18 protein-coding genes are annotated in these 25,258 nt (G+C 68.1%); 7 read left to right on the top strand and 11 right to left on the bottom strand.

Going from position 1 to position 25,258, the window contains the following annotated elements:
• Positions 1–10 precede the first annotated feature (10 nt).
• Positions 11–2,749 (bottom strand): TonB-dependent receptor, encoded by a 2,739-nt coding sequence (locus tag ACEN9Q_RS16065; RefSeq protein WP_495625279.1) that lies wholly within the window; start codon positions 2,747–2,749, stop codon positions 11–13.
• Positions 2,750–2,975: 226 nt separating this feature from the next.
• Between ACEN9Q_RS16065 and ACEN9Q_RS16060 the strand changes: the two genes are divergently transcribed.
• Positions 2,976–3,542 (top strand): phasin family protein, encoded by a 567-nt coding sequence (locus ACEN9Q_RS16060; protein WP_056436577.1) that lies wholly within the window; start codon positions 2,976–2,978, stop codon positions 3,540–3,542.
• Between the two features lie 21 nt (positions 3,543–3,563).
• Here ACEN9Q_RS16060 and ACEN9Q_RS16055 read toward each other — a convergent pair whose 3' ends face one another.
• Positions 3,564–4,793, bottom strand: coding sequence for an acyltransferase family protein (locus ACEN9Q_RS16055; RefSeq protein ID WP_495625278.1), 1,230 nt, complete (start codon positions 4,791–4,793; stop codon positions 3,564–3,566).
• Between the two features lie 267 nt (positions 4,794–5,060).
• On the opposite strand from ACEN9Q_RS16055, the gene ACEN9Q_RS16050 reads away from it, so the two are divergent.
• The 3 genes from ACEN9Q_RS16050 (at position 5,061) to ACEN9Q_RS16040 (ending at position 9,947) form a co-directional block, all read left to right on the top strand.
• Positions 5,061–6,497: a DUF4214 domain-containing protein gene (locus ACEN9Q_RS16050; protein ID WP_495625277.1), complete on the top strand. Its 1,437-nt coding sequence runs from the start codon at positions 5,061–5,063 to the stop codon at positions 6,495–6,497.
• A gap of 300 nt (positions 6,498–6,797) precedes the next feature.
• Positions 6,798–8,948: a hypothetical protein gene (locus ACEN9Q_RS16045; protein WP_495625276.1), complete on the top strand. Its 2,151-nt coding sequence runs from the start codon at positions 6,798–6,800 to the stop codon at positions 8,946–8,948.
• A gap of 63 nt (positions 8,949–9,011) precedes the next feature.
• A complete protein-coding gene (locus ACEN9Q_RS16040) occupies positions 9,012–9,947 on the top strand; it encodes an SMP-30/gluconolactonase/LRE family protein (RefSeq protein ID WP_495625275.1) in 936 nt (311 codons plus the stop codon).
• Positions 9,948–9,953: 6 nt separating this feature from the next.
• On the opposite strand, the gene ACEN9Q_RS16035 is transcribed toward ACEN9Q_RS16040, so the two are convergent.
• A complete protein-coding gene (locus tag ACEN9Q_RS16035; protein ID WP_056436952.1) occupies positions 9,954–11,063 on the bottom strand; it encodes a Gfo/Idh/MocA family protein in 1,110 nt (369 codons plus the stop codon).
• Positions 11,064–11,251: 188 nt separating this feature from the next.
• Here ACEN9Q_RS16035 and ACEN9Q_RS16030 point away from each other — a divergent pair, with 188 nt between their 5' ends.
• Positions 11,252–12,859: a S53 family peptidase gene (locus tag ACEN9Q_RS16030; protein ID WP_056436564.1), complete on the top strand. Its 1,608-nt coding sequence runs from the start codon at positions 11,252–11,254 to the stop codon at positions 12,857–12,859.
• Positions 12,860–12,871: 12 nt separating this feature from the next.
• Here the strand turns inward: ACEN9Q_RS16030 and ACEN9Q_RS16025 are convergent, their stop codons facing one another.
• Both ACEN9Q_RS16025 and ACEN9Q_RS16020 read right to left on the bottom strand, forming a co-directional pair.
• Positions 12,872–13,582 carry a LytR/AlgR family response regulator transcription factor gene (locus ACEN9Q_RS16025; RefSeq protein ID WP_495625274.1) on the bottom strand — a complete coding sequence of 237 codons (711 nt, stop codon included), beginning with the start codon at positions 13,580–13,582 and terminating at the stop codon, positions 12,872–12,874.
• Positions 13,570–14,649 (bottom strand): sensor histidine kinase, encoded by a 1,080-nt coding sequence (locus ACEN9Q_RS16020; RefSeq protein ID WP_495625273.1) that lies wholly within the window; start codon positions 14,647–14,649, stop codon positions 13,570–13,572. Before ACEN9Q_RS16020 ends, ACEN9Q_RS16025 begins: the two co-directional genes overlap by 13 nt.
• A gap of 90 nt (positions 14,650–14,739) precedes the next feature.
• On the opposite strand from ACEN9Q_RS16020, the gene ACEN9Q_RS16015 reads away from it, so the two are divergent.
• On the top strand, positions 14,740–15,051 hold the full coding sequence (locus tag ACEN9Q_RS16015; RefSeq protein WP_056436552.1) for a YciI family protein: 312 nt from the start codon (positions 14,740–14,742) through the stop codon (positions 15,049–15,051).
• Between the two features lie 3 nt (positions 15,052–15,054).
• On the opposite strand, the gene ACEN9Q_RS16010 is transcribed toward ACEN9Q_RS16015, so the two are convergent.
• The 4 genes from ACEN9Q_RS16010 to ribA form a co-directional block, all read right to left on the bottom strand.
• Positions 15,055–15,702: a dihydrofolate reductase family protein gene (locus tag ACEN9Q_RS16010; RefSeq protein ID WP_495625272.1), complete on the bottom strand. Its 648-nt coding sequence runs from the start codon at positions 15,700–15,702 to the stop codon at positions 15,055–15,057.
• Between the two features lie 69 nt (positions 15,703–15,771).
• Entirely contained in the window at positions 15,772–16,740 is a 969-nt protein-coding gene (locus ACEN9Q_RS16005; RefSeq protein ID WP_495625271.1) for an FHA domain-containing protein, read from the bottom strand.
• Positions 16,737–18,167 (bottom strand): S1 family peptidase, encoded by a 1,431-nt coding sequence (locus tag ACEN9Q_RS16000; protein ID WP_056436543.1) that lies wholly within the window; start codon positions 18,165–18,167, stop codon positions 16,737–16,739. Before ACEN9Q_RS16000 ends, ACEN9Q_RS16005 begins: the two co-directional genes overlap by 4 nt.
• 60 nt (positions 18,168–18,227) lie before the next feature.
• A complete protein-coding gene (gene ribA / locus ACEN9Q_RS15995; RefSeq protein WP_056436540.1) occupies positions 18,228–18,875 on the bottom strand; it encodes a GTP cyclohydrolase II in 648 nt (215 codons plus the stop codon).
• Positions 18,876–19,121: 246 nt separating this feature from the next.
• On the opposite strand from ribA, the gene ACEN9Q_RS15990 reads away from it, so the two are divergent.
• Complete coding sequence (locus tag ACEN9Q_RS15990; RefSeq protein ID WP_495625270.1) at positions 19,122–21,407, top strand: ATP-binding protein; 2,286 nt, start codon at positions 19,122–19,124, stop codon at positions 21,405–21,407.
• On the opposite strand, the gene ACEN9Q_RS15985 is transcribed toward ACEN9Q_RS15990, so the two are convergent.
• Both ACEN9Q_RS15985 and ACEN9Q_RS15980 read right to left on the bottom strand, forming a co-directional pair.
• Positions 21,380–23,557 carry a putative bifunctional diguanylate cyclase/phosphodiesterase gene (locus tag ACEN9Q_RS15985; protein WP_495625269.1) on the bottom strand — a complete coding sequence of 726 codons (2,178 nt, stop codon included), beginning with the start codon at positions 23,555–23,557 and terminating at the stop codon, positions 21,380–21,382. The genes ACEN9Q_RS15990 and ACEN9Q_RS15985 overlap by 28 nt on opposite strands.
• 69 nt (positions 23,558–23,626) lie before the next feature.
• Positions 23,627–25,255: a family 43 glycosylhydrolase gene (locus ACEN9Q_RS15980; RefSeq protein WP_495625268.1), complete on the bottom strand. Its 1,629-nt coding sequence runs from the start codon at positions 25,253–25,255 to the stop codon at positions 23,627–23,629.
• Positions 25,256–25,258: the final 3 nt, after the last annotated feature.

Genomic DNA, 25,258 nt, shown 5'->3' with positions numbered 1-25,258 from the left:
GCTCCGGTGTTCAGAAATCGTGTTTCAGACCGACGTTGAAGGTTCGGCCGATCGCACCGCTCAGGTGAAAGGACGGATTGAAATTCAGGTTGATGTAGGCACTCGGGTCCAGCGGCGCGATACGGTCGAACACGTTACCGATGGAAACGTACATCTCGGTGTGCTTGCCGAACCGGTGGCTGCCGTGGAGGTCGACGGCGGTGAACGACGCGACCCGGCAGCCGGCCGGCGCCGGCGCGCCGTCGGCGAACTGGTTGAAGCAGGGGGCGGCGAGGTTGTCCTTGTTGAGGTAGCTGCCGATGTACGACACGGACGCGGACAGGCGGTTGGCCGCCCGTTCCCAGCTCAGCACGGCATTCACCCGGTTTTTCGGCGTGCCCGTGTTGCCGCTGACGACCATCGGCCCATGGGTGCCCGCATAGTCGACCGTCGGTCCCCCGGCAAACTGCTTCTTGTAATAATCGAGGTAGGTCCACGTGAGCCTGGCACCCAGCGTGCCGAAGCGGCCGATCGGCCGGCGGTGGCTGACGTCGACATCGATCCCCTGCAGCCGCGAGCGCGAGTTGTTCTGGAAGGGCGCGCTCACCTCGAGCACATTGCCCTGGGCATCGCGCACGACGGACGCGCCCTTGAACGCCGCGCTGTCGGCCAGGATGGCGTACGGATCGGCGCCGTTGATCTCGTCGCTGCGTTCGAGCCACCAGTACGTCGCGCCCACGGTCGTCGCGCGCCGTGGCTCGTAGATGGCGCCGAGGGTCACCATCCTCGACGTTTCGGGTTTCAGGTCGGGATTGCCGATCGTCCTGACGACGCTCAGGAAACCGTGCCCGGCCAGGTCGAGCGCCGCGGCGTTCGTATTGGCGGCGCCCTGCTCGACTTCGTTGGGCGCGCGGAATCCGGCGGCATAGGTGCCACGCAACACCAACTGGCGCCATGGGGTCCACTTGACGCCGAACTTGGGTGTGACCGATGTCTCCGAATCGCGCACCTTGTCGACGCGCACCGCGCCGTCGAGTTCCAGCTGCCTGGACACCGGTGCCAGGGCTTCGGCGAACGCCGAGGCCACCGTCTGCTTGCCGCTGTAGACATAGTAGGGCCAGCCGACGATGTCGCCGGTATCGGTGTACGGCGGGGCGGGCGCGTCCAGCGTTTCGTGCCGGTATTCCGCGCCGACCGACAGCGCCAGCGGGCCGCCCGCCAGCGCCATCAATGCGCGCGAAGCCTTGAAATCGAGCATCGTCAGCGTCGACACGTTGTCGGTCGAGATCTCGGGCGACAAGGCTTGATAGAACGCGGGCGGGTTGAGGCCGGCATTGGCGCCGAGACGGTAGTAGCCGAACGGCCCCGTGCCGGCCAGCCCCGCCCGCAACACGCTGTCGCGGATGAACCCGCGCAGGACCCGCGTGGTCGTGGTGCGGCCATACAGCAGGCCCGTGTCGTAGCGCCAGCCGGCCCACTCGCCCCCGACACCGACCAGCGCGCGCCAGACCGTGCTGTCATGCTCGAAGCTGCGCGGCCCCGCATCGGCGGTCAGGTAGCTGAGCAAGGCGTCGGCGCCCAGCGGGTTGTCCGGGTGCGCAGCCGGCAGCGGCAGCCGGGTATTGTCCTTCACCGCATCGGTGGCGGGATCGATCCACAATTCGTTGACGCCGGTCGGACCGAAGACCCACGTCGACCTCGTATCGGATGCAAACCTGCCGAGCTCGACATAAGGCTCGACATTGCCCGCCAGCCGCATCGTCCCGCGCAGGTAAAGATTCAGCTTCCTTTCCTCGGGCAGGACGGCGCCGTATTCCCTGACGCGGTCGTAGGGACAGCCGCCCAGGCCGGCGGGCAGGGCGATGGTCGACGTACAGCCCGGCAATTGCCGCCACGCGAGGGGCCCCGTCGCCGGGCTGACCGCGCCGAAGCGGTTCGGGTTCGCCGTCCCGCTCGCATTGTCGAACCAGCCGCCGATATTCGGGCCGATGCCGCCCGCCGTGAAGCCATAGCCGTACGGCCGCAGGTCGCCGTTGCCGATCCATGCGCGGCCGGTCCTGTCTCCGCTGGGCACGCCGTTCCGGCGCGAGGCTTCGACGTTGGCGAACACGTTGTAGCCGTCGGTGTCCAGGTTGCCGGTGCCGCCCGTCAGGCTGGCGCGCGGCATGGCGCCGCCGCCGCCTTCCGTCCACCCATAGCTGACGTCGGCCGACGCGCCCTGGTACTGCTTGCGCAAAATAATGTTGACGACGCCGGCGATCGCATCGGAACCGTAGATCGCCGAGGCGCCGTCTTTCAGCACTTCGATGCGGTCGACGACATCGAGGGGAATCGCGCTCAGGTTGACGAACGTGCGCTGCACGTCGTCGGCCAGGCCGTAGTGCACCATCCGGCGGCCGTTGACCAGGACCAGCGTGGCATTGACCGCCAGCCCGCGCAAGGCGACGCCGCTCGATCCCATGGCGAATCCGCTGACGTTGCCGAGGCCGATCGACCCGTTGTTGTCGACCGTGAGGGCGCGCACCACGTCGGACAGGTTCGTCTTGCCCGACTGCGCGATGTCCGCGCGCGTGATGATGTCCACCGGCGACGGGGTTGCGGCATCGGTGCGCATCAGGCGGGTGCCGGTGACCTCGACGACCGCCGTGTCGCGCGCACCGCCGGCCTGTGCCTGGTCCGCCTGGGCACACGCAAGCGCGGCCCATGACACCAGGCTCGTTGCGAGTGTGAATGCGGCAATGTTCCGGAGAGTCAGTTGATGCTTCAACATGTGCCCCTCGTCGTTGAACGATACCGATGACGGCGCGATGCAGATCATTATAGTCCGCGTTCGTCAATACGCGCTTTGGGGTCCGCGATCGCCGCCGCCTGGACGCATGCAAGCCCGCGCGATTAGTCCAGATCAAATGAAGTCTGCCTCGCGACCTTAGTCTGTGAGCTTCGTGCCGCGGCGGATGCTGCGGCCCGTTCAACCGACTCTTTTTGCGAGGCACACCATGTATCCATTTCCACAAACGATCGCGCCGGCGGTGCGAACCCATATCGATGCCCAGACCGCATTCCTGAACGACATGTCGAAGTCGCTGTTCAGGTCATTCCAGCAGATGTGCGACCTGAACATCCAGCTGGTGCAGACGATGCTGGAGGAAACGACGCTGGCCAGCAAGCACGTGCTGAGCACGGATCGCCAGTCCGAGCTGCTGAGCGCCGCCGCCGCGCGCACCCAGCCCGCGGCCGACAAGCTGCGCGCCTACCAGCAGCACATTGCGCGCCTGGCGGCCGATGCCCAGGTCGAGATGGCCCGCGTCACCGAACAGCACGTCCAGAACACGACCCGCACCGCCCGCGCCCTGGCCGACGAGGTGGCCCGCGACGCCACCGAGCAGACCGAGCGCGGCCTGCGTGCCCAGCAGGAAGCCGCGCGCCAGTTCAGCGATCCGTTCATGCGGCCGGGTAACGGTGCCGCCCAGCCGCAATCCACATCCCAGCAACACGTGCCGGCGGGCGCCCAGCAGGCCGGCCAGCAGGGTGGCCAGCAACAGCGTTCCGCCACCACGCACTGACACCGCATTGCGGCGCGGCGGTCAGGCCGGCGTGGTCGCGCCTGCTGCGGTGCCGACTGCCGTGCCTGCTGCCTCGGCCGGGGATGCCGTCGGGGCACGCGGCCCGAGGCCGAACAGGGGCCGCAGCAGCGGCACCCGGCGCACGAGCTCGAAGCCGGTGAAGCTGAGCACCGTCACGAGCACGACCAGCAGCATGGCTTCCAGGCCGGGCGCGCGGTGCAGGGCTTTCAGCGCATGGGCCAGCACGACGATCAGGGTCTGGTGCAGGATGTAGACGGGGAACACGGCCTCGGTCAGGTAACGCCGGGCCGGGCCGTCGCGGTCCAGGTGGCGCTGTGCGAAGCCGCACGCGGCCAGGATCGCGCTCCACGCCATCAGCACATACACGGCGCGCATCGGATAGACGAGCAGCTCCCAGCGCGTGCCCGCGATGGCGCCGTGGTCCAGCGCGTACCAGATGATGATGGCTGCCCAGCCGGCCAGGGCGAGCGCCAGGCCCGGCCAGCGCACCCCCGCGACACGCGGCCAGATGCCCGGCACGCGCGCCATCAGGGCGCCGAGCAGGAAGACGGTCAGGTAGTGCGCATGGTTGTACCAGTCGTCGATGAGCGCATGGGTGATCGGAAAGCGGTCCAGCATGACCATGCGCGCCAGCGCGAGCACGGCGGCCGGCAGCACGACGAGTTTCCAGCCCGTCAGCGCATGGCCGAGGCGGGCGGCGAGGCGGTCGAAGCGCGGCCCCAGCACCAGCATGAGCAGTGCGAGCACGACCGTGTACGCCCACAGGTAGGCGACGAACCACAGGTGGTTCCAGGTCGGCAGGATCAGGCAGCCGTCCTTGCAGAAGCCGTGGTAGCCGTGCACGTATAAACGCATGAAGTCGCCGTAGCTGCCCGCATAGCCGAGCTTTTCGATGACTTCGCAATACGACTGCGGCGGCACGATGACGAGCATGCCGAACGCCAGCGGTATCAACAGGCGCCAGCTGCGCTTGCGCAGGAACACGAGGGGTTTCAGCTTCGCCAGCATGCAGCTGGACGCGACGCCGGACACGAGGAACAGCAGCGACAGGCGCCACGGCGACGACAGCGCCATGTACGGTTCGAGGAATTCGCTCGCATGGGGGCTCTTCACGTGCCAGTCCCACGTCACGTAATACATGCCGACGTGGTAAAGGATCAGCAGGAAGAAGGCGATGATGCGCACCCAGTCGAGGAAGTGATAGCGCGGCAGCGGGCGGGTAGTCGTCATGATGGATCGTCCGTGGTTGGTTGTGGAGATGACGACGTCAGACTAGTGGCCCGCGTTCGCACGGGCGAGCGGAATGTGGCGAGGCGGGAGCGGGACGGGGCGAGTCGGAAAAATCGATGCCTGCGCGCCCCGACCGGTTCGGACGGGACCACGGGCGGTCCCGTTCAGGGGCGGCCGTCGCACGACGGAGCATTCCCGTTCAATTTCCATATTGCACTAGAAATAATAACAATCTAAAATTGCAAAATGGAAAATTTGGGGAAAAGAATGCAACATAAATGGTCGAGGAGTAAATTCATATGCGGTGCCACCGTCATCGGCTTGCTGGCCGGTTGCGGTGGCGGCGGGTCGAACGGCAATGCGCAGATGAGCGGTACGCGCCTTCTGGCCGCGACCGGGAGTGCAACGACTGCGGCCGACTACACGGATGTGTTGCAGCGGATCTACGTGGGTTACTTCGGCCGACCGGCCGATCCCGCCGGACTGGCCTACTTTGCTCAGCTGTACAAGGCAGCGGGAGCGCCGACGACGATCGACGGCATCACGCAGGCCTACGACGGTAACACCGCACTCAAGGCGTTGATCGACAGTTTCGCCACGAGCGCCGAATCGCAAGCACTTTATCCTGGCGATAACGCGACGTTCATCAGCGCGATCTACAAGAACCTGTTCAACAGGGCGGCGGAGTCTGCGGGCGTCACGTACTGGGCGGGCATGCTCGACAAAGGCGCGATCACGCGCGCGAACGCGGCGCTCCAGATCATGAACGGTGCGATGGGCACGGACCGGAAATCGGTCGATAACAAGATCTCGGTGGCCACAGCCTATACGACGGGACTCGATTCCAAACAACTGTCCGACGCCTATTCCGGACTGGATGCCAATGCGACCATTCGCGCCATGCTGGGCGATGTTTCGTACTCCACGGATGCGACCGCGTTCGCGACGACGGTCGAGCGGATGAAGCAACGTCTCCTCGGCGCCGCGCCCGTGCAGACGTACCTCGGCCAGGCCTACCAGGCACGCAACGGGCTGTTCGTGACACTCGACTCCATCGAAACGAGCGACCAGGGAACACAATACAAGAACTACAAGGTGAACTACACGCAGACCAATAACACGACTGCGGCGATCGACGAGGCGACTTTCAAGATGTATTTCGCCAACGACGCGGCAGTGCCCCAGTACGGCTTCTTCGACAAGGTCTATCCGGGCGTGCCGGTACACCGCAGCTATACGTTCACGGCACCGGCCGCGAGTACCCCGTCCGTCCTCGAGTACGATGCCGACAACTTCTCCCGCACCACGCCCATGGCCGACTCCCTGAAGTGGACCTTCCCGATCACGACTGCCAGTGCGGGGGCCGGTTCGCTGTCCCTGATCGAAAATTCGCTGTTCGGAGACACGCGCGACGCTTTCCCGTATTCCAGCACGATGTCTTTCAATCAGATGATCGTGGGTGTGACGGATGCATCGATCGGTGACTACAAGCTCGCGGCCCAGGGGGGCAATTTCACGATCGTGAATCTGACCGCGAAGGACAGCACGGGCGCCGTCACGCCGACGATCTCCGGTCTGGCGAATGGACAGGTCATCAAGGATGGTGCCACGGTATCGTTTTCGTTGCGGACGCCGCTCACCGGAGGCCGCACCGTCAATCTGACGTATGCATTCGCGGTCAAGGAAACGGCCAGACGTTCCTAGTGAACGCAACGGGCAAAACCAACTGATCCTGGCATGACGAGGGCCGGACGGTCATTGCGCCGCCGGCCCTGCACGGCGCTCATCCGGACGGGCAAAAAAAAGCCCGCACGGGGCGGGCTGAATCTATTTTCTTGGAGGAAGATAGAGGAGACGGTTCGGATTATCCGGGGATGGCGGAAATAAATCCAATTGGGATTTCACATATCGATTATATAAATCGCAAATGATGCGGCTGAGCTGCCGCAGCCGTCGCAATAATTGGTGACTATTTCGGATATGCATGCGATCTAGAATGGCGGCATGAATAATCCTTTTGCCACATTCCCCTTGCGCCACCTCACCCGCGCGCTGTCCATCCTGTTCATGGTGATACCGCTGGCGCACGCCAGCGATGCGAGCGATCTCGTCGACAAGGACTGGATCGAAATCGACAGTCCGAATTTCCGGGTCGTCACGGAACAGCCGGAAGCCGTCGCGCGCCGGATGATCGTCGACCTGGAAAACCTGCGGTATATCTCGAATCGCGTGCGCGGCGCGCAGTCGCTGGACGGGCCGCCGCTGACGATCGTGGCGATGGGCAGGAGCAGCTTCTCGACACTGGGCCTGCACAAAAACCTGGCCGGCGTATTCAGCCTGTCGCGCTACGGTTACGCGGCACTGGCCAGGATCGAAGATTACGCCACGTCGGCCGATACGAGCGATTGGGCGCGCGCGACGATCCTGCATGAGTATCACCATTTCCTGATGCATTATTCGCCCGAAACGACGTCTTATCCGCGGTGGTATGACGAAGGGATGTCCGAATACTGGTCGTCGCTGGTGATCCAGGACGGCATGGCGTGGTTCGGCCATCCGGTGGAAGGCAGCGGGCGCGAAGCGTGGCTGGTCGACCGGATGGGCAGGGTCGATCTCGACACGAAATGGCTGTTCAATACGACCAGGCTGAAATTCGACGAGACAAGGAGCGGCACCGCCGATACGGCGCGCTTCTACGCCCGTGCGAAATACGCGATCCATTACTTCAATTCGAGCCCCGAGCTGCGCCGGCAACTCGCCCATTATCTGCGCTTGCATAATATGGGGTTGTCCGAGGACCAGGCCGTCCGTTTCGCATTCAAGAAGTCTTATGCTGAACTCGACAGCGACATGCGGAATTATGTGCAGCGCCACCTGACGGCGCGCGGTTTTTCGACCGGCAAGGACGGGCTCGATCTGCCGCAAGTGCCGGTGAAGGTCACCAAACTCGATCGTGCCGCCACCTATGCCGTGCTGGCGGACGTGGTGCCGCGCTTCGCGAAGGGCGATCGCAAGGTGGCGAAGGAGCTGATCGAGACCAATCTCAAGCTCCATCCGGACGATGCGAAGGCCAACGCGATCGCCGTCAATCGCGGCGTCGTCGACGATGGCATGGCGCGTCTGGCGACGCTGCTGCAACGCTACCCGAACGATCCCGTGCTGCTGGCCGCACGCGCCGAAAGCCTGCGCATGACGGCGGTCGCCATGCGCGACACCGGAACGCCGGGCTGGGAAGCCTTGCTGGAGGAGGCGCGCCCGCTGTATCGCCGCGCCATCCAGGCGGACCCGGGCAATTCGCTGGCCTACTATGGCCTCGGTTACCTGTACACGCTGGCGCCCGACAGCGGGCCGGCGCAGGAAGGCATCGCTGTCCTGGACACCGTGGTCATCTATGAACCGGCGCCGGGCAGTTTCCGCGCGCTGGCGCAACTCTACCTCCGGAACCATGTGTTGCCGGAAGCGCTCAAGAGCATGCGCAGCGCCGTCGCGTTCGGCGCCGCGGGCGACCATCCGCTCGACGCGCTGTGGATGGAAAACCTGGAAATCCTGGCCGACATGGAGAGCAGCGCGACCCCGGCGGGCGCGGGATTGCGCTACAAGAGCGAGGCCGTGTACGAAGGCGCGCTGGCCGATGGCAAGCCGCACGGCAAGGGCAAATGGACGCGCCTGAACGGCAGCTACTACGAAGGCGATTTCGTGCACGGCCTGCCGTCGGGCCACGGCAAGCTGGTGAGCGAGCGGGGCGTCGCGTACGAAGGCGAATTCGTGGAGGGCATGGCGCACGGAAAAGGTCGCATCACCTTCCCGGCCGACAGCAAGATGGTCTCGTATGAAGGCGGCGTCGACGACGCGCTGCCCGCCGGGGCCGGCGTCCTCGTGACGAAGGAGGGCCGGCTGGAGACGACGTTCCTGCGCGGCGAGGCGCATGGCGAGGGCACCTTCGTGCCGGCTGGCGGCAGCGCACCGATTCGCGGGAAATGGCTGTACGGCGACTATCAATGGCCGGCAGCGGACAACGTCGTGTTCACCGGCGGCATCGATGCGGACGGCCGGCGCCACGGCATGGGCTGGTGCCATGCGGCGGCGTCGCCGAAGATCGAACCATGCCGCTACAAGGACGATCGCCGGGTTGCCGAGGACGCGGAGGACGACTGACTACATCGCGGGTCGGACAAGCGCTACAATGAATTTCTCCGACCATCGAACGAAAGGCATCCCATGCAGCTCCGCACCGTCCTCGCACTTTCCGGCCCCCTGCTGGCGCTGGCCTGCGCCGCCGGCGCCCACGCCGCGCCGGCCTGCGGCCCGGCGCCGTCCGGCGAACTGCGCGCCGAGCGCATCGTGGCCGTGCGGCCGTCGCGCAGCGAGGCCGGCCTGTACGAGGGACCCGTGTGGATCAAGGACGCCCTGTATTTTTCCGATTTCAGCTTCGCGCCCGGCTTCCCGTCGCGCATCCGCAAGCTGGCGCTGGACGGCACCGTGAGCACGGTCGTCGAGGACAGCGGCAGCAATGGCCTGGCCGTCGATGCGCATGGCGACATCGTCGCGGCCACGCACAAGTACAAGGCCTTGTCGCGCTATGCGCTCGCGGACGGCAAGCGCACGACCATCGCCGGCAACTACAAAGGCCAGGTGTTCGATTCGCCGAACGACATCGCCATCGCCAGGGACGGCACGATCTATTTCACGGACCCGGATTTCCAGAAGGCGGCGGCACCCGGCGGCCAGCCCGTCACGGGCGTGTACCGGGTCGGCACGGACGGCAAGGTGACGCTCGTCGACGGCAGCCGGCCGAATCCGAACGGCGTCTCGCTGTCGCCCGCCGGCGATGTGCTGTACGTGAACGCGGGCGACGGCTTCCTGCGCGCCTACCCGATCGTGAACGGCGTGCCGGGGCAGGGGCGCGACATCGTGAAGGGACTCGACGTCCCGGACGGCATGGCCGTCGACTGCCACGGCAATCTCTACGTGAGCGAGCACCCGGCCAGGCGCGTGCGCGTGTTCTCGCCGGAGGGAAAAGAGCTGGCGACGATCCGCACGGACGCCAACGTCACGAACGCCGCGTTCGGCGGCGCCGACGGCAAGACGCTGTTCCTGACGGGCGCCGGCGCGATCTGGCGGATCCGGCTGGACGTCACCGGATCGCCATATTGATGCCGTTCAGGCCTTGAGCACCACGCGCTTCTGCTCGCGCGCCGAGCGGTAGATCGCTTCGATGATGCGCAGGTCGCGCAAGCCTTCCTCGCCCGCGACGATCGGCTCGCGGTCCTGCAGCACGCATTGCGACATGTGGTCGAGCTGGCCGGCCCATTGCGTGGCGCCGGGGCCGGGCCGCGGGGTGATCTCGTTCTCGCGGCCGTTGCCCACCCACAGCCGGTTGCCGTGGTAGCCGGTGGCCGGTTCCATTTCGATGCGTCCCTTGTCGCCCATCAGCAGGATGTGGTTCTGGTTGGCGCTGTACATCGACATGCACGAGCCGACCACGCCGGACGGGAATTCGAGCTGGAAGCCGATCATGTCTTCCACTTCGCGAAAGCGCGGGTCCTTGCGGTCCGTCGTTTCCTGGGCGTAGACGGCGGTTGGCTCCTCGCCCGTCATGTAGCGCGCCGCGTTGAGGGCGTAGATGCCGATGTCCATCATCGACCCGCCGCCCGCCAGCGCCTTTTTCAGGCGCCACGCGTTCGGGTCGCGGAACGTGTAGCCGTGCTCGGAGCGGAAGTAGCGCAGCTTGCCGATCTCGCCCGCGCGCGCGCGGCGCACGGCTTCCAGGTTGTACGGCTCGAAGTGGCAGCGGTAGCCGATCATGAGCTTCTTGCCGGCCTGGCGGCAGGCCGCGATCATCGCCTCGCATTCGGCCGACGACACGGCCATCGGCTTTTCGCACAGCACGTGCTTGCCGGCCTTGGCCGCGCGGATCGTGTACTCGGCGTGCATGCCCACGGGCAAGCAGACGTAGACGACGTCGATGTCGGGATTGTTGCGGATGTCGTCGTAGTTCTGGTAGTTATAGATGTTCTTTTCCGGGACGCCGTATTCCTGCGCCACGCGCTTCGCCTTGGCCGGATCGCCGCTGACCAGGGCGACGAGGCGGCTGTTCTGGCAGTTCTTGAATTGCGGGATGATGATGCCCAGGCCGTACGAGCCGAGGCCGACGATCGCGTAGCCCAGCTTGCGATCGGGCGGGGCCGCCCATGCCATGTTGCCCACCGCACCCGCCGCCAGCGCGCCGCCGGCGGCAAGGATCAGATCACGCCGATTCCTGTCGATCATCATGTCTCCTTATTGATATGTTAGCGCTCACAGTCGCGCGATTATTTTAATACGAATGCAAGCTCGTGCGGTGATGTCATCGCACGTCAGCATTCGGAATTATCGCCAATCAATAAGCAGATCCGGCCCGCGCGCACACTGGCAGATGGTGCCCGGACCCGCCGGGCCGTCTTTCAACGAGGTGAATCATGGTCAAACTCCAGGGCAGCGTGCCCGCAACCATCGCCGACTTGCGGTCCCTCGGACCGGCACCGGCCAACGAACGCTTCGAGATCACCGTCCTCGTGCGCCGGCGTGCACCTCTGGCGGCGCATCCGCTCGATACGAAACCCGGCCAGCGCAACTACCTGACGCGCGCCGAGTTCGCCGCACGGCACGGCGCCAGCGACGCCGATCTCGATGCCGTCGCCGCCTTCGCGCAGCAGGCCGGCCTCGTCGTCGTCGAGCGCCGGCCGGCGGCGCGCAGCATCGTGCTGTCCGGCACGGCCGGCCAGGTCAGCGCCGCGTTCGGCACGACCATCGAACACGTCGAGCACGCGGCCGGCATCTCGCGCCGCCGCACGGCGCCCGTGCACCTGCCGCCCGAGCTGGACGGCATCGTCGAAGGCGTGTTCGGCATCGAGGACGTGCCCATCGCGCGGCCGCATTTCAAGTTCTCGAAAGATTCGGCGCAGGCGGCGCAGCTGGCGTCGATGCCTTCCGGCGCGGCGCCATCCGACGCGCAGGCGACGTCGGGCTACACCGGCGTCGACCTGGCGAAGCTGTACGACTTTCCGGCCGGCCTGGACGGCAGCGGCCAGTGCATCGCCATCGTCGAGCTGGGCGGCGGCTATCGCAGCAAGGATCTCAAGGCCTACTTCAAGAGCCTGAACCTGGCGACGCCCAGCGTGACGACCGTCTCCGTCGACGGCGGCAAGAACAGCCCGTCGCTGCCGTGGAGCGCGGATGCCGAAGTGATGCTCGACATCGAGGTCGCCGGCGCCGTCGCGCCCAAGGCGCACATCGCCGTGTATTTTGCGCCGAACAGCGAGCAGGGCTTCGTCGACGCGATCGCGGCCGCCGTCCACGACGACGTCCACAAGCCGTCCGTGATCTCGATCAGCTGGGGCGCGCCGGAATCGGAGTGGACCGAGCAGGGCCTCGCGGCGATGAACCAGGCGTTCGAGTCCGCGGCCGCGCTGGGCGTGACGGTGTGCTGCGCGGCGGGCGACGCCGGCAGCGGCGACCAGAACCCGGACAACGGCACGCCGGACGGCCTCGCGCATGCCGACTTCCCCGCGTCCAGCCCGTACGTGCTGGGCTGCGGCGGCACGCGCCTGACCGTCGGCGGCAGCACGATCGAGAGCGAAACCGTGTGGAACGACGATCCCACCAGCAGCGCCACGGGCGGCGGCGTCAGCGACGTGTTCGACCTGCCGGCCTGGCAGGCGGATGCGGGCGTGCCGGCGTCGGTCAATCCGGGCGGACGGGTCGGGCGCGGCGTGCCCGACGTGGCCGGCAATGCGTCGCCCGCGACGGGCTACCGGGTGCGCGTCGACTTCATGACGTACACGATCGGCGGCACGAGCGCCGTGTCGCCGCTGTGGGCGGGCCTCGTCGCGCTGCTGAACCAGAAGCTGGCGCAGCCGGTGGGCTGGCTCAATCCGCTGCTGTACGGTCCGCTGGCGGGCAGCGGCGCCATGCGCGACATCACGAGCGGCGACAACGGCGCTTATCCGGCCAAGGCCGGCTGGGATGCGTGCACGGGCTGGGGTGCGCCGGTCGGATCGAAGCTGCTGGCCGCGCTGGAAAGCTGAGCCGCGGCCGTCCTATAGCCGCGCCATCACGTCGGCGCGGTACTGGCGGCTGCACGGCACCCGTGCGCCGCCGCGCAGCTGCAATTCTCCGTCGCCCTTGTCCAGGGCGACGATCCGCTCGATCCAGCCCACCGCCACGGCTGCGCGCCGGTGGCAGCGCACGAAGCCGGCACCCAGCCGTTCGACGAGGCCGGCGAGGGTCTGGCGCAGCAGCGGAGCGCCTTCGGCCGTGTGCAGCACGACGTAGTTGTCGGCCGTCTCGATCCACTGGATGTCGGCGACGCGCACGATGCGCGTGACGCCGCGTTCGCTCACCAGCAATTGTTCCAGCGGCGCGGGCGGCAGGGCGGCCTGTCCGTCCGGCCGCGCCTGCAGTTTTTTTCGTAATCGGGCCAGTGCGCGGCCCAGGCGTTCGCCATCGTAGGGCTTGAGCAGGTAGTCGATCGCGTCGGCGTCGAATGCCTGGCACGCATAGCGCTCGTACGCCGTGACGAACACGACGAGCGGCGCCGGTTCCGGCAGCGAGGCGGCCAGTTCGATGCCGGACAGCTCGGGCATCTCGATGTCGAGCAGCAGCGCGTCCGGGCGGAAGGCGGCGATGCGCTCCAGCGCTTCGATGCCGTCGGCCGCTTCGTCGACGGCGGCAATGCCGTCCTGCTGCGCGAGCAGGTGGCGCAGCTTGGCGCGCGCGGGGCGCTCGTCGTCGACGATCAGGAGGCGCACGGCACTCTCAGCTCCGCGCGCACGCCGCCCTGCGGCCGCGCCGTGATGTCGAGCCGGCCCGCGTCGCCGTACAGCGCCTGGATGCGGGCGCGCAGGTTCGACAGGCCGATGCCGCCGGGCCGCTCCGACGCCGTCAGCTTGCCGGCATCGTCCTCGACGCCCAGCACCAGCGCGTTGCCGTCGCGGCGGGCGTAGACGTCGATATGGGTCTGGCCGCGGCGCCGTTCGACCGTGTGCTTGAACACGTTTTCCAGCAGCGGCTGCAGGCTCATCACCGGAACGTCGCGGTCGAGCAGCGTGTCGTCGACCTGCCAGGCGATGTCGACGCGGTCGGCGAAGCGCTCGGCCATCACGTCCGCGTAGCCGCGCGCGAGGCGCAGCTCGGTCGCGAGCGGCGCGGCGTGGCGGTCGCCGAGGGCCAGCGTTTCGCGCAGCACGTCGGCGAGCTGCGTCAGCGTGGCGTCGGCGCGCGCGGGGTCCGTCCAGATCAGCGCCGACACCGTGTTCAGCGCGTTGAACAGGAAGTGCGGCTGCATCTGCTGGCCCAGGCGTTGCAGCTGGGCCTGGCGCAGCAGGGTGTTCGACCGTTCCGCCCGCAGCCGCGCGTCGAGCAGGGCGCGGTACGAGAGGACGCCGAAGCGGATCGCCATGAACAGCCAGAAGAAGATCGTGATCTTCATCGATTCGTACAGGAACAGCTGCGGCACGGGATCGTGGCGATACGTCTGGCCGACCAACGCGTACACGGCGTCGCGGATGCCGAAGGCCAGGGGCACGAAGGCGATCCAGTACATCAGCAGCCAGCGCGCCTGGTGCGCGAACCAGCGCCGCGGCATGCCGAGCAGCGCCTCGTCCCCGTGCGACCAGCGCAGCTGCATGAAGGCGAGCACGCTGATGACCAGCGCCGACGAGCCTTCCCACAGGAGCGGTTTCCAGATCGCATGGCTTTGCTCGTTGCGCATGAAGTCCTGCACGGCGACGAGCATCATCAGGATCCAGAACAGGACCCAGGCGGAGACGAAGACGGCATTGCGGCGCAGGAAGGTCATGCGGCGATGATCGGTCATCCTTGTGCGATTGTCAAAAGGCACGGCGGCGGCATCCGCGCCGCGCTTCTGCTAACGTCGAGCCGAAGCCACCAATCACAGGAGGAAGTCATGGAACGTTTCCTGTTCGTGTACCACGGCACGCCCGGCCCCGATGCGGCCACGCGCCACGACCGGTCGCGCTGGTCCGCCTGGTTCGACGGACTCGGCTCGCGCGTCGTCGACCGCGGCAGCCTCACGCACAGCGCTGTCGAGGTGCCGCGCCGGCTGCTGGGGCCGAAGGAATCCGCCAGCTCGCTGTGCGGCTACTCCATCGTCGAGGCGACGGATTTCAACGAGGCCGTCGCGATCGGCGAGCGCTGTCCCATCTTCGACGAGGACGGGTCGGTCGAGATCGCGCGGCTGACGATCCCGCTCACGTAAGCGTCAGCCGCGGCTCAATACCACGTGCGTGGCCGCCCGGGTGGGCACGTGTTCGGTGCATTTGAAGCCGAGCGCGGGCAGGTCGATCCCGGCCAGCAGCGCCTCGCCGGCGCCCAGCAGCACGGGCGCGACGGCCAGGTGCATCTCGTCGACGAGCCCGGCCTGCAGGTACTGGCGGATGGTGGACACGCCGCCGCCCAGGCGCACATCCTTGCCGCCCGCGGCTTCCCGTGCGCGCCCGAGCGCGGCCTCGATGCCGTCGGTGACGAAGTAAAACGTCGTGCCGCCCTTCATCGCGAGCGGCGCGCGCGCGTGGTGCGTCAGGACGAACACGTCGCAGTGGTAGGGCGGTTCGTCGCCCCACCAGCCTTTCCACTCGTCGTCGGGCCACGGCCCGCGGACCGGGCCGAACATGTTGCGGCCCAGGATCCAGGCGCCGATGTTCTCGAAGCCGCGCGCGGCGAAGTCCTCGTCCGGGCCGTCGGTCCCCTTCGTTTCGTCGCCCAGCATGCGCTGGAAGGTGCGCGTGCCGCGGAACCACTGGTGCAGTTCGCCGCCACGTTCGCCCAGCGGGTTCTGCAAGCTCTGGTTCGGGCCGGCGCCGAAGCCGTCGAGGGACATGGAAAAGCAGTGGACTTTGAGTCTGGACATCTCGTCTCCTGGTGGGTGAAGGTCTGTTGATACGACGAACCGTGCGGCCGATTTCGACAATATGCCACATTAATTTTCGATGTCGTCGTCGCCCGGCTTGCGCCCCCGGCTGCGATCGAGCGGCCCCTTCATCGCCTCCACCTCGCGCATGAACTCGTCCACGCCATGATCGGGACTCAGCCGGACGGCCGGCGGCAGCAGCACCGGCATGTACAGTTCGTCCGACCAGCGTCCCGTGCGCTGCACGTTGCCGGCCAGGATCAGGCTGGAGCTGAGCACGGCGAGGCCGGCGCAGATCCAGCGGTAGCGGACGCGGTTTTGCGGGCGGATCGTGCACAAGTGAAAATAAATCATCCCGGCCAGCAGCAGCGTCGCCACGTGCGACGCGTAATGCGTGAACCCTTCGGCCGAGAACGCGTAACCGAGCGTGCTGCCCAGCAGCGCATAGCCGGCGATGGCCGCCGCACCGCAGCCGGACACGAACAGGTGGCGCCCGAGGCGCGCGTGGCGGCCGAACAGGCGGTTCGCGAACGCCCACACGCCGCCCCACAGCAGCGCCGCGGCCAGGCCGCCCGCGAGCGCCTCGGCGTAGCGCGCCCACGCGAAATAGTCGGTGTCGCCGAGCCAGCGCGCCAGCAGCGCGACGGCACCGGCGAGCACCAGGCCGACGCTGCCCGGCAGCACGCCTTCCCAGCCGTGGAAGGTGCGGTCGAGGAGTTCCGGCGCGACCGGAAAGTCGGCCGCGCGCACCCGCAGCGGGGTGTGGCCGATGCGTACGACCGTGTCGCCGGACAGCGCGGCCTCGTGCAGGCGACGGCCAGCGACGACGATGCCGTTGCGGCTGCCGAGGTCGCGCAGCAGCAGGCGGCCGGCCGCATCCAGGTCGACGACGGCATGCGCGGCGGCCGCGTAGTCGTCGTCCAGGATCACGTCGTTGTCGTAGCCGCGCCCGATGCGGATGGGCAGGCCGGCCACGCACTGGCGCTGCAGCACGTCGCCGTTGCGGGCCAGCAGCTCGACGAACCAGGGCCCGTTCATCGGCGGCTGCGCCCGAGCGCGGACAGGAAGGCGCGCGTGGCGCGCAGGCCGTTGTCGTACGAGACGCCGGCCAGGTCGAGGCGGCTCTGCAGGCTGGCGTGCGGATCGTCCGTGCTGGCGGCCAGCAGGGTGAAGTTGTACAGGCCCGCGAACTTGCGGTAGGCGCGCACGCACGTCACCGCGCGCACGGGCAGGGTGGCCGTGTGCACGAACATCTCGGTGCAGGCCGGGCGCGTGAGGCGGGTGTCGCGGCCGGCGCCGATGCTGTCCACGCGGAAGCGGCTGCTGGCCAGCACGGCGAACTGCAGCGGATGCAGGGCGCTCGAGCGGAGCACCTGGTGCGTCATCGACACGTGGCCCGTCTGCTGGCTGTCCGACACATACACGGCCGCTTCCATCGCGCAACTGACGGCGTCGAGCGTGTACTCGGCCTCGGCGCGGAAGTTCGAGCGGCCCCAGCAGCGCAACTGCTGCGATTCGCGCACGGGCACCTGGTACGGCCCCATCGCGCGCATCGAGAGCGGTTCCGCCAGCAGGCGGTCGATCAGCGCGCGCTGGTGCGCCAGCAATTGCTGGCCGATGAGCGGGTTGAAATCCTTGGGCGGATGCGGCTGCTGTTCCGCCTTGCGCAGCAATTCCTGGGCATACCTGACGGGAACGAGGAAGCTGACCAGTTCGCCGTCGCGCCGCTTGGAGACGTTCACGCCCGCCACGACGCCCGCCGCCGTGACCGTGGGACCGCCGCTCATGCCCGAATTGATGGGCCCCGTGAAGATCAGCTGCTCATAAAAGCTGCGCGTGACGATGCCGTTGTACGCCCCTTCCGAGATGGCGAAGCCGAGGTCGAGCGGGTTGCCGAGCGAATACAGGTACTGGCCCTGCGCGAGTTTCACGGGCTTGTCCGGCACCTTGAAAAAGCCCGTGCCGTCGCGGTCGACGCGCACCACGGCCAGGTCGTGCAGCACGTCGACGGCCAGCAGTTCGACGGGGCCGCTCTTGCCGTCGGTGTCGACGTATGCGCCGACGTAGACGTCCGGATCGAGGGCCATCTGCGACACGACGTGGTAATTGGTCAGCACGAGGTTGCCGGTCCCGACGAGGAAGCCGGAGCCGACGCTGGACTGGCTGCGACCGTTCCTGAGCAGCATGCGGATCTGCAGCAGGTCGGCCCTGGCGGCGGAATACAGGGTTTGCGCGGCGCTGGACGGCGTGGGCAGCGCGGCCGTCTCGTCCGTCTCGCCCGGGCCGGGCGCGGGCGGCGTCGTGGCGGGCGGCGTGGCGGGCGGGATCACGAGGGGCGGCTGCGGCGCCGGTTTCGCGCGCTGGGCGGCGGTGCCGGCCTTGCCCGCGGCAACGGCAAGCGATGCGGCGGCGCCGAGGATGACGGCGGTGACGGCGAAGGCGCGGACGGCGGACGGGAAGCGCATGGCATCCTCGGGCTGGCAAGAGGTTGGCACCATCTTGCCAGAACCGCGCGCGGCAGGCGCTTACGCTTCGCTGTCGAGCGCGGCTTCGGTGACCGGGTTCATCATGTGGCCCAGCTTGGCCTGCTTGGTGTTCAGGTAGTTGTCGTTGTAGACGTTGCGGTTGACGAGCAGCGGCACGCGCTCGGCGACCTTGATGCCCAGCTTGCCGAGGGCGTCGATCTTGCGCGGGTTGTTCGTCATCAGGCGCACGGATTCGATGCCGAACTGTTCCAGCATCGGCAGCACCAGTTCATAGTTGCGGGCGTCGGCATGGAAGCCCAGCTGCAGGTTGGCTTCGACCGTGTCGGCCCCCGCTTCCTGCAGGCGGTAGGCGCGGATCTTGTTGACGAGGCCGATGCCGCGGCCTTCCTGGCGAAGGTACAGCAGGATGCCGCGGCCCTCGTCGGCGATGCGGCGCAGCGCCGATTCCAGCTGGGCGCCGCAGTCGCAGCGCTGCGAGAACATGACGTCGCCCGTCAGGCATTCCGAGTGGATGCGCGCCAGCGGGGCGTCGCCCGTCGCCAGGTCGCCCAGCGTCATCGCCAGATGCTCCTTGCCGGTCGCATGCTCCACGAACGCATGCAGGGTGAACTGCGCCCACGGGGTCGGCAGGCTGCACGACGTGACGTAGTCGACGAGGTTGGAAGGCGCGGGGGCATTGTCTTGCATGGCTTTTCCTGGTGCGATGGCGTAAAAACTGATCAAGTAACAGGCGAGTTTACCGGAAATCGGGCATGGCCGTGCGTTAGGCCTCGGCGCCGGCCCATTCGATATGGGTACTGCTGGCCAGAAATACAACAGCCTGGCCGAAAGCCGGCACAATGTTCACTTGAAGCAACACTTTTCCCGCGCGGAATGTGACCTGTGCTAGGCTGGCACCAGTGTCCATACGACGCGCGTTCTTGTCCGTTTGCCATGCCGAATCCCCTGAAACTCTTGCGCCGCCTGCTGCCGCGCGCCCTTGGCGCCTGGCTTGCGCTGGCCTTCGTCGCGCTGTCCATCGTCCTCACGCTGGTCCTCACGTCCCTCATCGAACGCAAGTCGTCCGAGCAGGTCGAGACGAGCATCGGCCACGGCCTGGCCGAACTGGCCATGCAGACCTCGGACAAGCTGGAGCGCGGCATGTTCGAACGCTACCGCGAGGTCGGCCTGCTGGCCCGGCGCCCGCTGCTGGGCGAGGACCAGCCGCCCGCGCGCCGCCGCGCGACGCTGGACGGCATCCAGAAGAGCCTCGGCTACTACAGCTGGATCGGACTGGCCGGCCTGGACGGCAAGGTGCAGGTCGCGGCGCAGGGCGTGCTCGAAGGGGCGGACGTATCGCAGCGCCCCTGGTTCCGCAACGCGCAGCGCGGCGTCCACGCGGGCGACGTGCACGAGGCCATGCTGCTGGCGCGCTACCTGCCCAGGCAGAAGGAACCCTGGCGCTTCGTCGACGTCGCCTTCCCCTACGTCGACGAGCACGGCGTCACGCGCGGCGTGCTGGGCGCGCACCTGTCCTGGCAATGGGCGCGCGACGTCGAGCGCTCCGTGATGGCCGGGATCGCCGCCCGGCGCCAGGTCGAGGCCCTCATCGTCGATACCGACGGCAACGTGCTGCTCGGGCCGCACGACGTCGTCGGCACGCGCCTGACCCTGCCGAGCCTCAAGGCGGCGCACGCGCAGCGTCGCGGCGGCTATGTCGTCGAGACGTGGCCGGACGGCCGCGCCTACCTGGTCGGCTACCAGCTCGGCCACGGCTACGGCGACTACCCGGGCCTGGGCTGGACCGTGCTGGTGCGCCAGAACGCGGACGACGCGTTCGCACCCGTGCGCCGCCTGCGCGAATACGGCCTGGCCAGCGGCGTGCTGCTGGCCCTGCTGTTCTCGCTGGCCGGCGTGATGCTGGCGCGCCGCATCACGCGGCCGCTGGGCGATCTCGCCGATGCCGCGCAACGGATCCGGGCCGGCGAAACCGTCCGCATCGAAGTGAGGCGGGGCGGCTATGCCGAGGTGCGCGCCCTGGGCACGACCCTGAACGCGCTGGTGGCGAACCTGGTGCGCCGGCGGCGCGCGCTGGAGGAGTTGAATGCGACCCTCGAGCAGCGCGTCGCGCGCCGCACGCACGAGCTGGAACAGGCGCTGGCCAGCGTGCGCACCAACGAGCAGCGCATCGCCACCATCATCGAGACGGCGCACGATGCCTTCATCGGGATCGACATGCGCGGCCGCATCTGCGACTGGAACTCCGCGGCCGAACGGATGCTCGGCTGGTCGCGCGACGAAGCCCTCGGCCGCGCCGCGTCGGACCTCGTGATCCCGGAACGCTTCCGCGCCCGTGTGCGCGCGTTGCTCGCCGACTTCCGCGCCACGGGCACGCTGGAGCTCCTGGGCCGGCGCGTCGAACGCCTGCTGCTGACGCGCGACGGCATCGAGATCCCCGTCGAGCTGACCCTGGGCCTGGCCGGTACCGGCGACGACCTGTTCTTTTCCGCCTTCGTGCACGACATCTCGGCGCGCAAGGAGGTCGAGCGCATGAAGGACGAATTCGTGGCGACCGTGTCGCACGAGCTGCGCACGCCGCTGACGGCGATCTCGGCGTCGCTGGCGCTGCTGGCGGACGGCATGGCGGGCGAGCTGCCGCCCGACGCGCAAGGCCTCGTCGACGTCGCCAACGCCAGTTCGGAGCGGCTCGTGCGCCTGGTCGGCGACGTGCTCGACATCCAGAAGATGGACGCCGGCGGCATGGCGTTCGAACGGGCGGTGCAGCCGCTGCTGCCGCTGGCGGAAGACGCCGTCGCGGCGATGCAGAGCTTCGCGGCCCGCTCCGGGATCGCGTTGTCGTGCGTGGCCACGCCCGGCGCCGAAGGGGCGCGGGTGGACGTCGACGGCGACCGCCTGGCCCAGGTGCTGACCAATCTGCTGTCGAACGCGATCAAGTTTTCCGGGCCCGGATCGACGGTGCGCGCGCGGGTCGAGGCGCGCGGCGATAGCGCGCGGCTGGCCGTGGCCGACGAGGGCACGGGCATTCCGGAAGCGTTCCGCGAGCGCGTGTTCCAGCGCTTTGCCCAGGCCGACGGCGCCGATTCGCGCCGCCGCGGCGGCACCGGCCTCGGGCTCTCGATCTGCCGGACGATCGTCGAGGAGCTGGGCGGCAGCATCTGGTTCGACAGTGCCGAGGGCATCGGCACCACGTTCTACGTCGAGCTGCCGCTCGCCGCCTGATACGCGCCCGCGTTCGGGCGGCCGTAGTGGCGCTCGAATTCGTCCAGCGCCACCGGCCGCCCGAGCAGGTAGCCCTGCATCACGTCGCAGCCGTGCGCCGTCAGGAACGCCTGTTGCGCATCCAGTTCCACGCCCTCGGCGATCGTCGCCAGGTGGAGCTTGCGCGCCAGCGCGATGATGGCTTCGACGATCGACGACGCGTTCGGATCGTTGTCGACGTCCTGCACGAACGAGCGGTCGATCTTGAGCGCCGCGAGCGGAAACCGCGCCAGGTACGCCAGCGACGAATAGCCGGTGCCGAAATCGTCCAGCGCGAAGTGCACGCCCAGCCCGCGCAACTGCTGCATGCGCTCGACCAGGTCGGCCGGGTTGCGCGCGAACACGCTCTCCGTCAGTTCGAGCGTGAGGCGGTCGGCGGGGGCGCCGGTCGCGGCCAGCAAGGCGGCGACGGCGTGCGGGAAATCGGGGTCGCGCAGCTGGTGCACGCTGATGTTCACGGCCAGCTTCAGCGCGCGCAGGCACGGCGCGCGGGCCCAGCGCGCCAGCGCGTGGCAGCCCTGTTCCAGCACGTCCATGCCGAGTGCCGCGATCAGGCCGCCCGATTCGGCGGCGCCGATGAATTCGCCGGGCGCGACCAGGTCGTTCGCGCCGCGCTGCCAGCGCACGAGCGCCTCGCCGCCCACCAGGCTGCCGTCATGCCCGAACTGCGGCTGGCAGTACAGCACGAACTGGCGGTCCGCGATGCCCGTGCGCAGCGCGGCCGCCAGCGCGGCCTGGCGGTCGACCGCCGCCTGCATGCCGGGATCGAAGAAGCGCAGCGTGTTGCGGCCTTCTTCCTTGGCGCGGTACATCGCGAGGTCGGCCTGGCGCAGCAGGGCGTCGATGCTGGTGGGGGCGCCGTCGAACAGCGTGGCGCCGATGCTCGGGCTGCTGGCGCACTGGCGCCCGGCCAGCTCGAACGGCTCGGCCAGCACGTCCAGCAGCTTGCGGCCCACGGCATGGACCTCGGTCGTCGCCTCGGCCGGCGACTGGCCGAGGTTTTCCAGCACGATCACGAATTCGTCGCCGCCCAGGCGCGCCAGGTGGTCGCCTTCGCGCAACGTCCGGCGCAGCCGCCGCGCCACCTCGCGCAGCAGCAGGTCGCCCACGTCGTGGCCCATCGTGTCGTTCAGCAGCTTGAAATTGTCGAGGTCGAGGAACAGCAGGGCGCCGTGGCGGCCGGCGCGGCCGTTGCGCGCGAGAATCTGGCCCAGCTCGTCGAGCAGGAAGCGCCGGTTCGGCAGGCCCGTGAGCTGGTCGAAGTACGCCAGCTCGTGGATGCGGTGCTCGACCTGCTTGCGCTCGGTGAGGTCGGTGTTGGTGCCGGACAGGCGCACGGCCTTGCCGGCGCCGTCGCGCAGGATGAAGCCGCGGCTCAGGATCGGGACGTAGTGGCCGTCGTGGTGGCGCAGGCGCAGTTCCATGCTGTAGGCCTGGCGCGGCCCGGGCAGCAGTTCGTCGAGCAAGGCGAGCACCCGCAGCCGGTCCTCGGGGTGGGTGAGGCGCACCCACGCGTCCACGTCGGCCTGCTGTTCGTCCGGCACGTAGCCGAGCATCTCCCACCAGCGCGCCGAATAATAGATTTCGCCGGTGGCGAGGTCCCAGTCCCACGGCGCGTCGGTCGAACCCTGCAGCGCGAGGCGCATGCGCTCCTCGGACTTGTGCAGGGACTGTTCGGCGTACTTGAGGGCCGTGCAGTCCGTGAAGCAGACGACGATGCTGCGCACGTCGCCGCGCTCGTCGCGTTCCGGATACGCGTTGCAGATCGCCCAACGCACGTCGCCCTCGTCGGGACGGGGCACGCCGACGACGAGGTCCGACACCTTGGCCCCCGTGCGCAGCACCGCGTTCGCGGGATATTCCGCCGGCGGCATGCGGGTGCCGTCGGCGCGCACGAAATGCCACGCCGCGTCGCCGCCCTGCGTACCCTGCAGCTGATGGTCGCTGCGCCCGAGCAGCGCCAGTGCCTGGCGATTGGCGGCCACGACCCGGCCGGCCGCATCGTGCATCACGACGCCGGCCGGCAGGTGGGCAAGCAGTTCGTCGAAGCGGCGCTGGGCGTCGTCCAGGACGGCGCCGGCGGCGTTGATGCATGGCGGGTTCGCGTGCATGTAGACTTTTGGTTACGATCTTCCCGCATGCTAGCAGTTCCCGAACGGCCGTGGCGCGCGCTCAGGCGGTCATGTCGCCGTCAGTGCACGGTAGCGGAAATCGCGCAGCCGCACGGTGCCGGCGCCCGCCGCGTACACGCCCACTTTCAGGCTCAGGAAGCCGCCGAACACGTTGTGGTGGATCCCCGACACTTCCATGCGCGTGCCGTGCAGCGTCCATGTCCTGCCGCCGTCGAACGAGTAATGGAACGTGATGACGTTGTCAGCGTTGGTCAGGCGCACGCGCACGCTGGAGATGGCTTGCGGACGGCGCGCCCACGGCTGTTCCTCGGCGTACTGCCAGGTCTTGACGGTGTCGGGCGTGAAGCCGAGGCCGACGAACGCCTTCGGGTTGTAGAACAGCAGCAGGCCGCCTTCGGCCGCGCCGACGAGATCGAGCGTGATCTCGGCCTCGTACGACCGGTCGCCGACGCCGCACGTGAGCGGGGCGCAGTCGGCGGGCGACGTGCCCTTGCCCCTGATTTCCAGGCCGCCGCCGGCAAAGCGCACGCGCGTCATTTCATCCGGCGCCGGGTCGTGGAACGCCCACTGCACGCCGAAACGGTCCCGGGTGAAATCGTCGGACAACGCGAATCCGCTCGGTCCGGCCTTGCCGCCGCGCGGCTTGGGCAATGCCTTCGATAAATCGCCGCCTTTGGCGCGGAACCAGCCGTCGGCCGTCCACTCCATCGGCTCCAGCAAGGTCTGGCGGCCCAGCGTGCGGAAGCCGTTCTCGTAGCCGTGGTAGACCATCCACCAGTCGCCGCCCGGGCCCTCGACGAGCGACGCGTGGCCGCGCGACCACCACGGCTCCCCGGTGCCCGTGGTGCGCACGAGCGGATTGTGCGGGCAGTGTTCCCACGGTCCGTGGATCGATTTCGACCGGGCCGCGATCACCATGTGCCCCGTCACCGGACCGGCCGTGCCGCCCACCGCCGTGATCAGGTAGAAGTAGTCGCCGTGGCGCAGCAGCTTGGGGCCTTCGGGCGCGAAGTTCTCGACGACCCAGTCGTCCGGATAGCGCCACGGCTGGTACGCGGGTTCGACGGGGCCGGCCGCCGCCAGGCCGTCGTCGGCGAGGCGCACGCGGCGGATGCCGTTGACGAACAGGTAGCGCTTGCCGTCCTCGCCGACGACGTGGCCGGGGTCGATGCAGCCGGAGATCTTGAGGTCGACCGGATCGCTCCACGGTCCCTCGATATGGTCGGCCCAGATGGCGTAGATCGACCACGCGTTGCCGTCCGGCGCGGCCGGGATGTAGATGAAGTAGCGGCCGTCGTGCTTGCACAGGTCGAGCGCCCAGATGGTGCCCAGCGGTTTTTTCAGGGCGGGGCCCACCGGCGCCCAGTTCACGAGATCGGTGGAATGCCAGATCACGATGCCCGGATACGAAAAGAAGGACGAGAAGGTCATGTAATAGTCCTTGCCGTCCTTGAGGATCGTCGGGTCCGGGTGGTCGCCGGCGATGATCGGATTGATGTACGTGCCGTCGCCGCGGTCGGCCTTGCGCTGGCCTTCGATGCCGCGGCCCCAGCGCGGGGCGGCGGGCGGGCAGGCGGCGGCCGTCGGCGCGGCGGCGGCCGGGGCGATGGGAAGGGATGCGGCGCCGGCGCCGGCCAGCAGGGTCTTGAACGCGGTGCGGCGGGATTGGTTGGTCAAGCG

The organism is Massilia sp. Masssp93, assembly GCF_059491295.1.
Note: the sequence above shows the minus strand (reverse complement) of the source record. Positions and strands in the feature narration are given on the sequence as shown.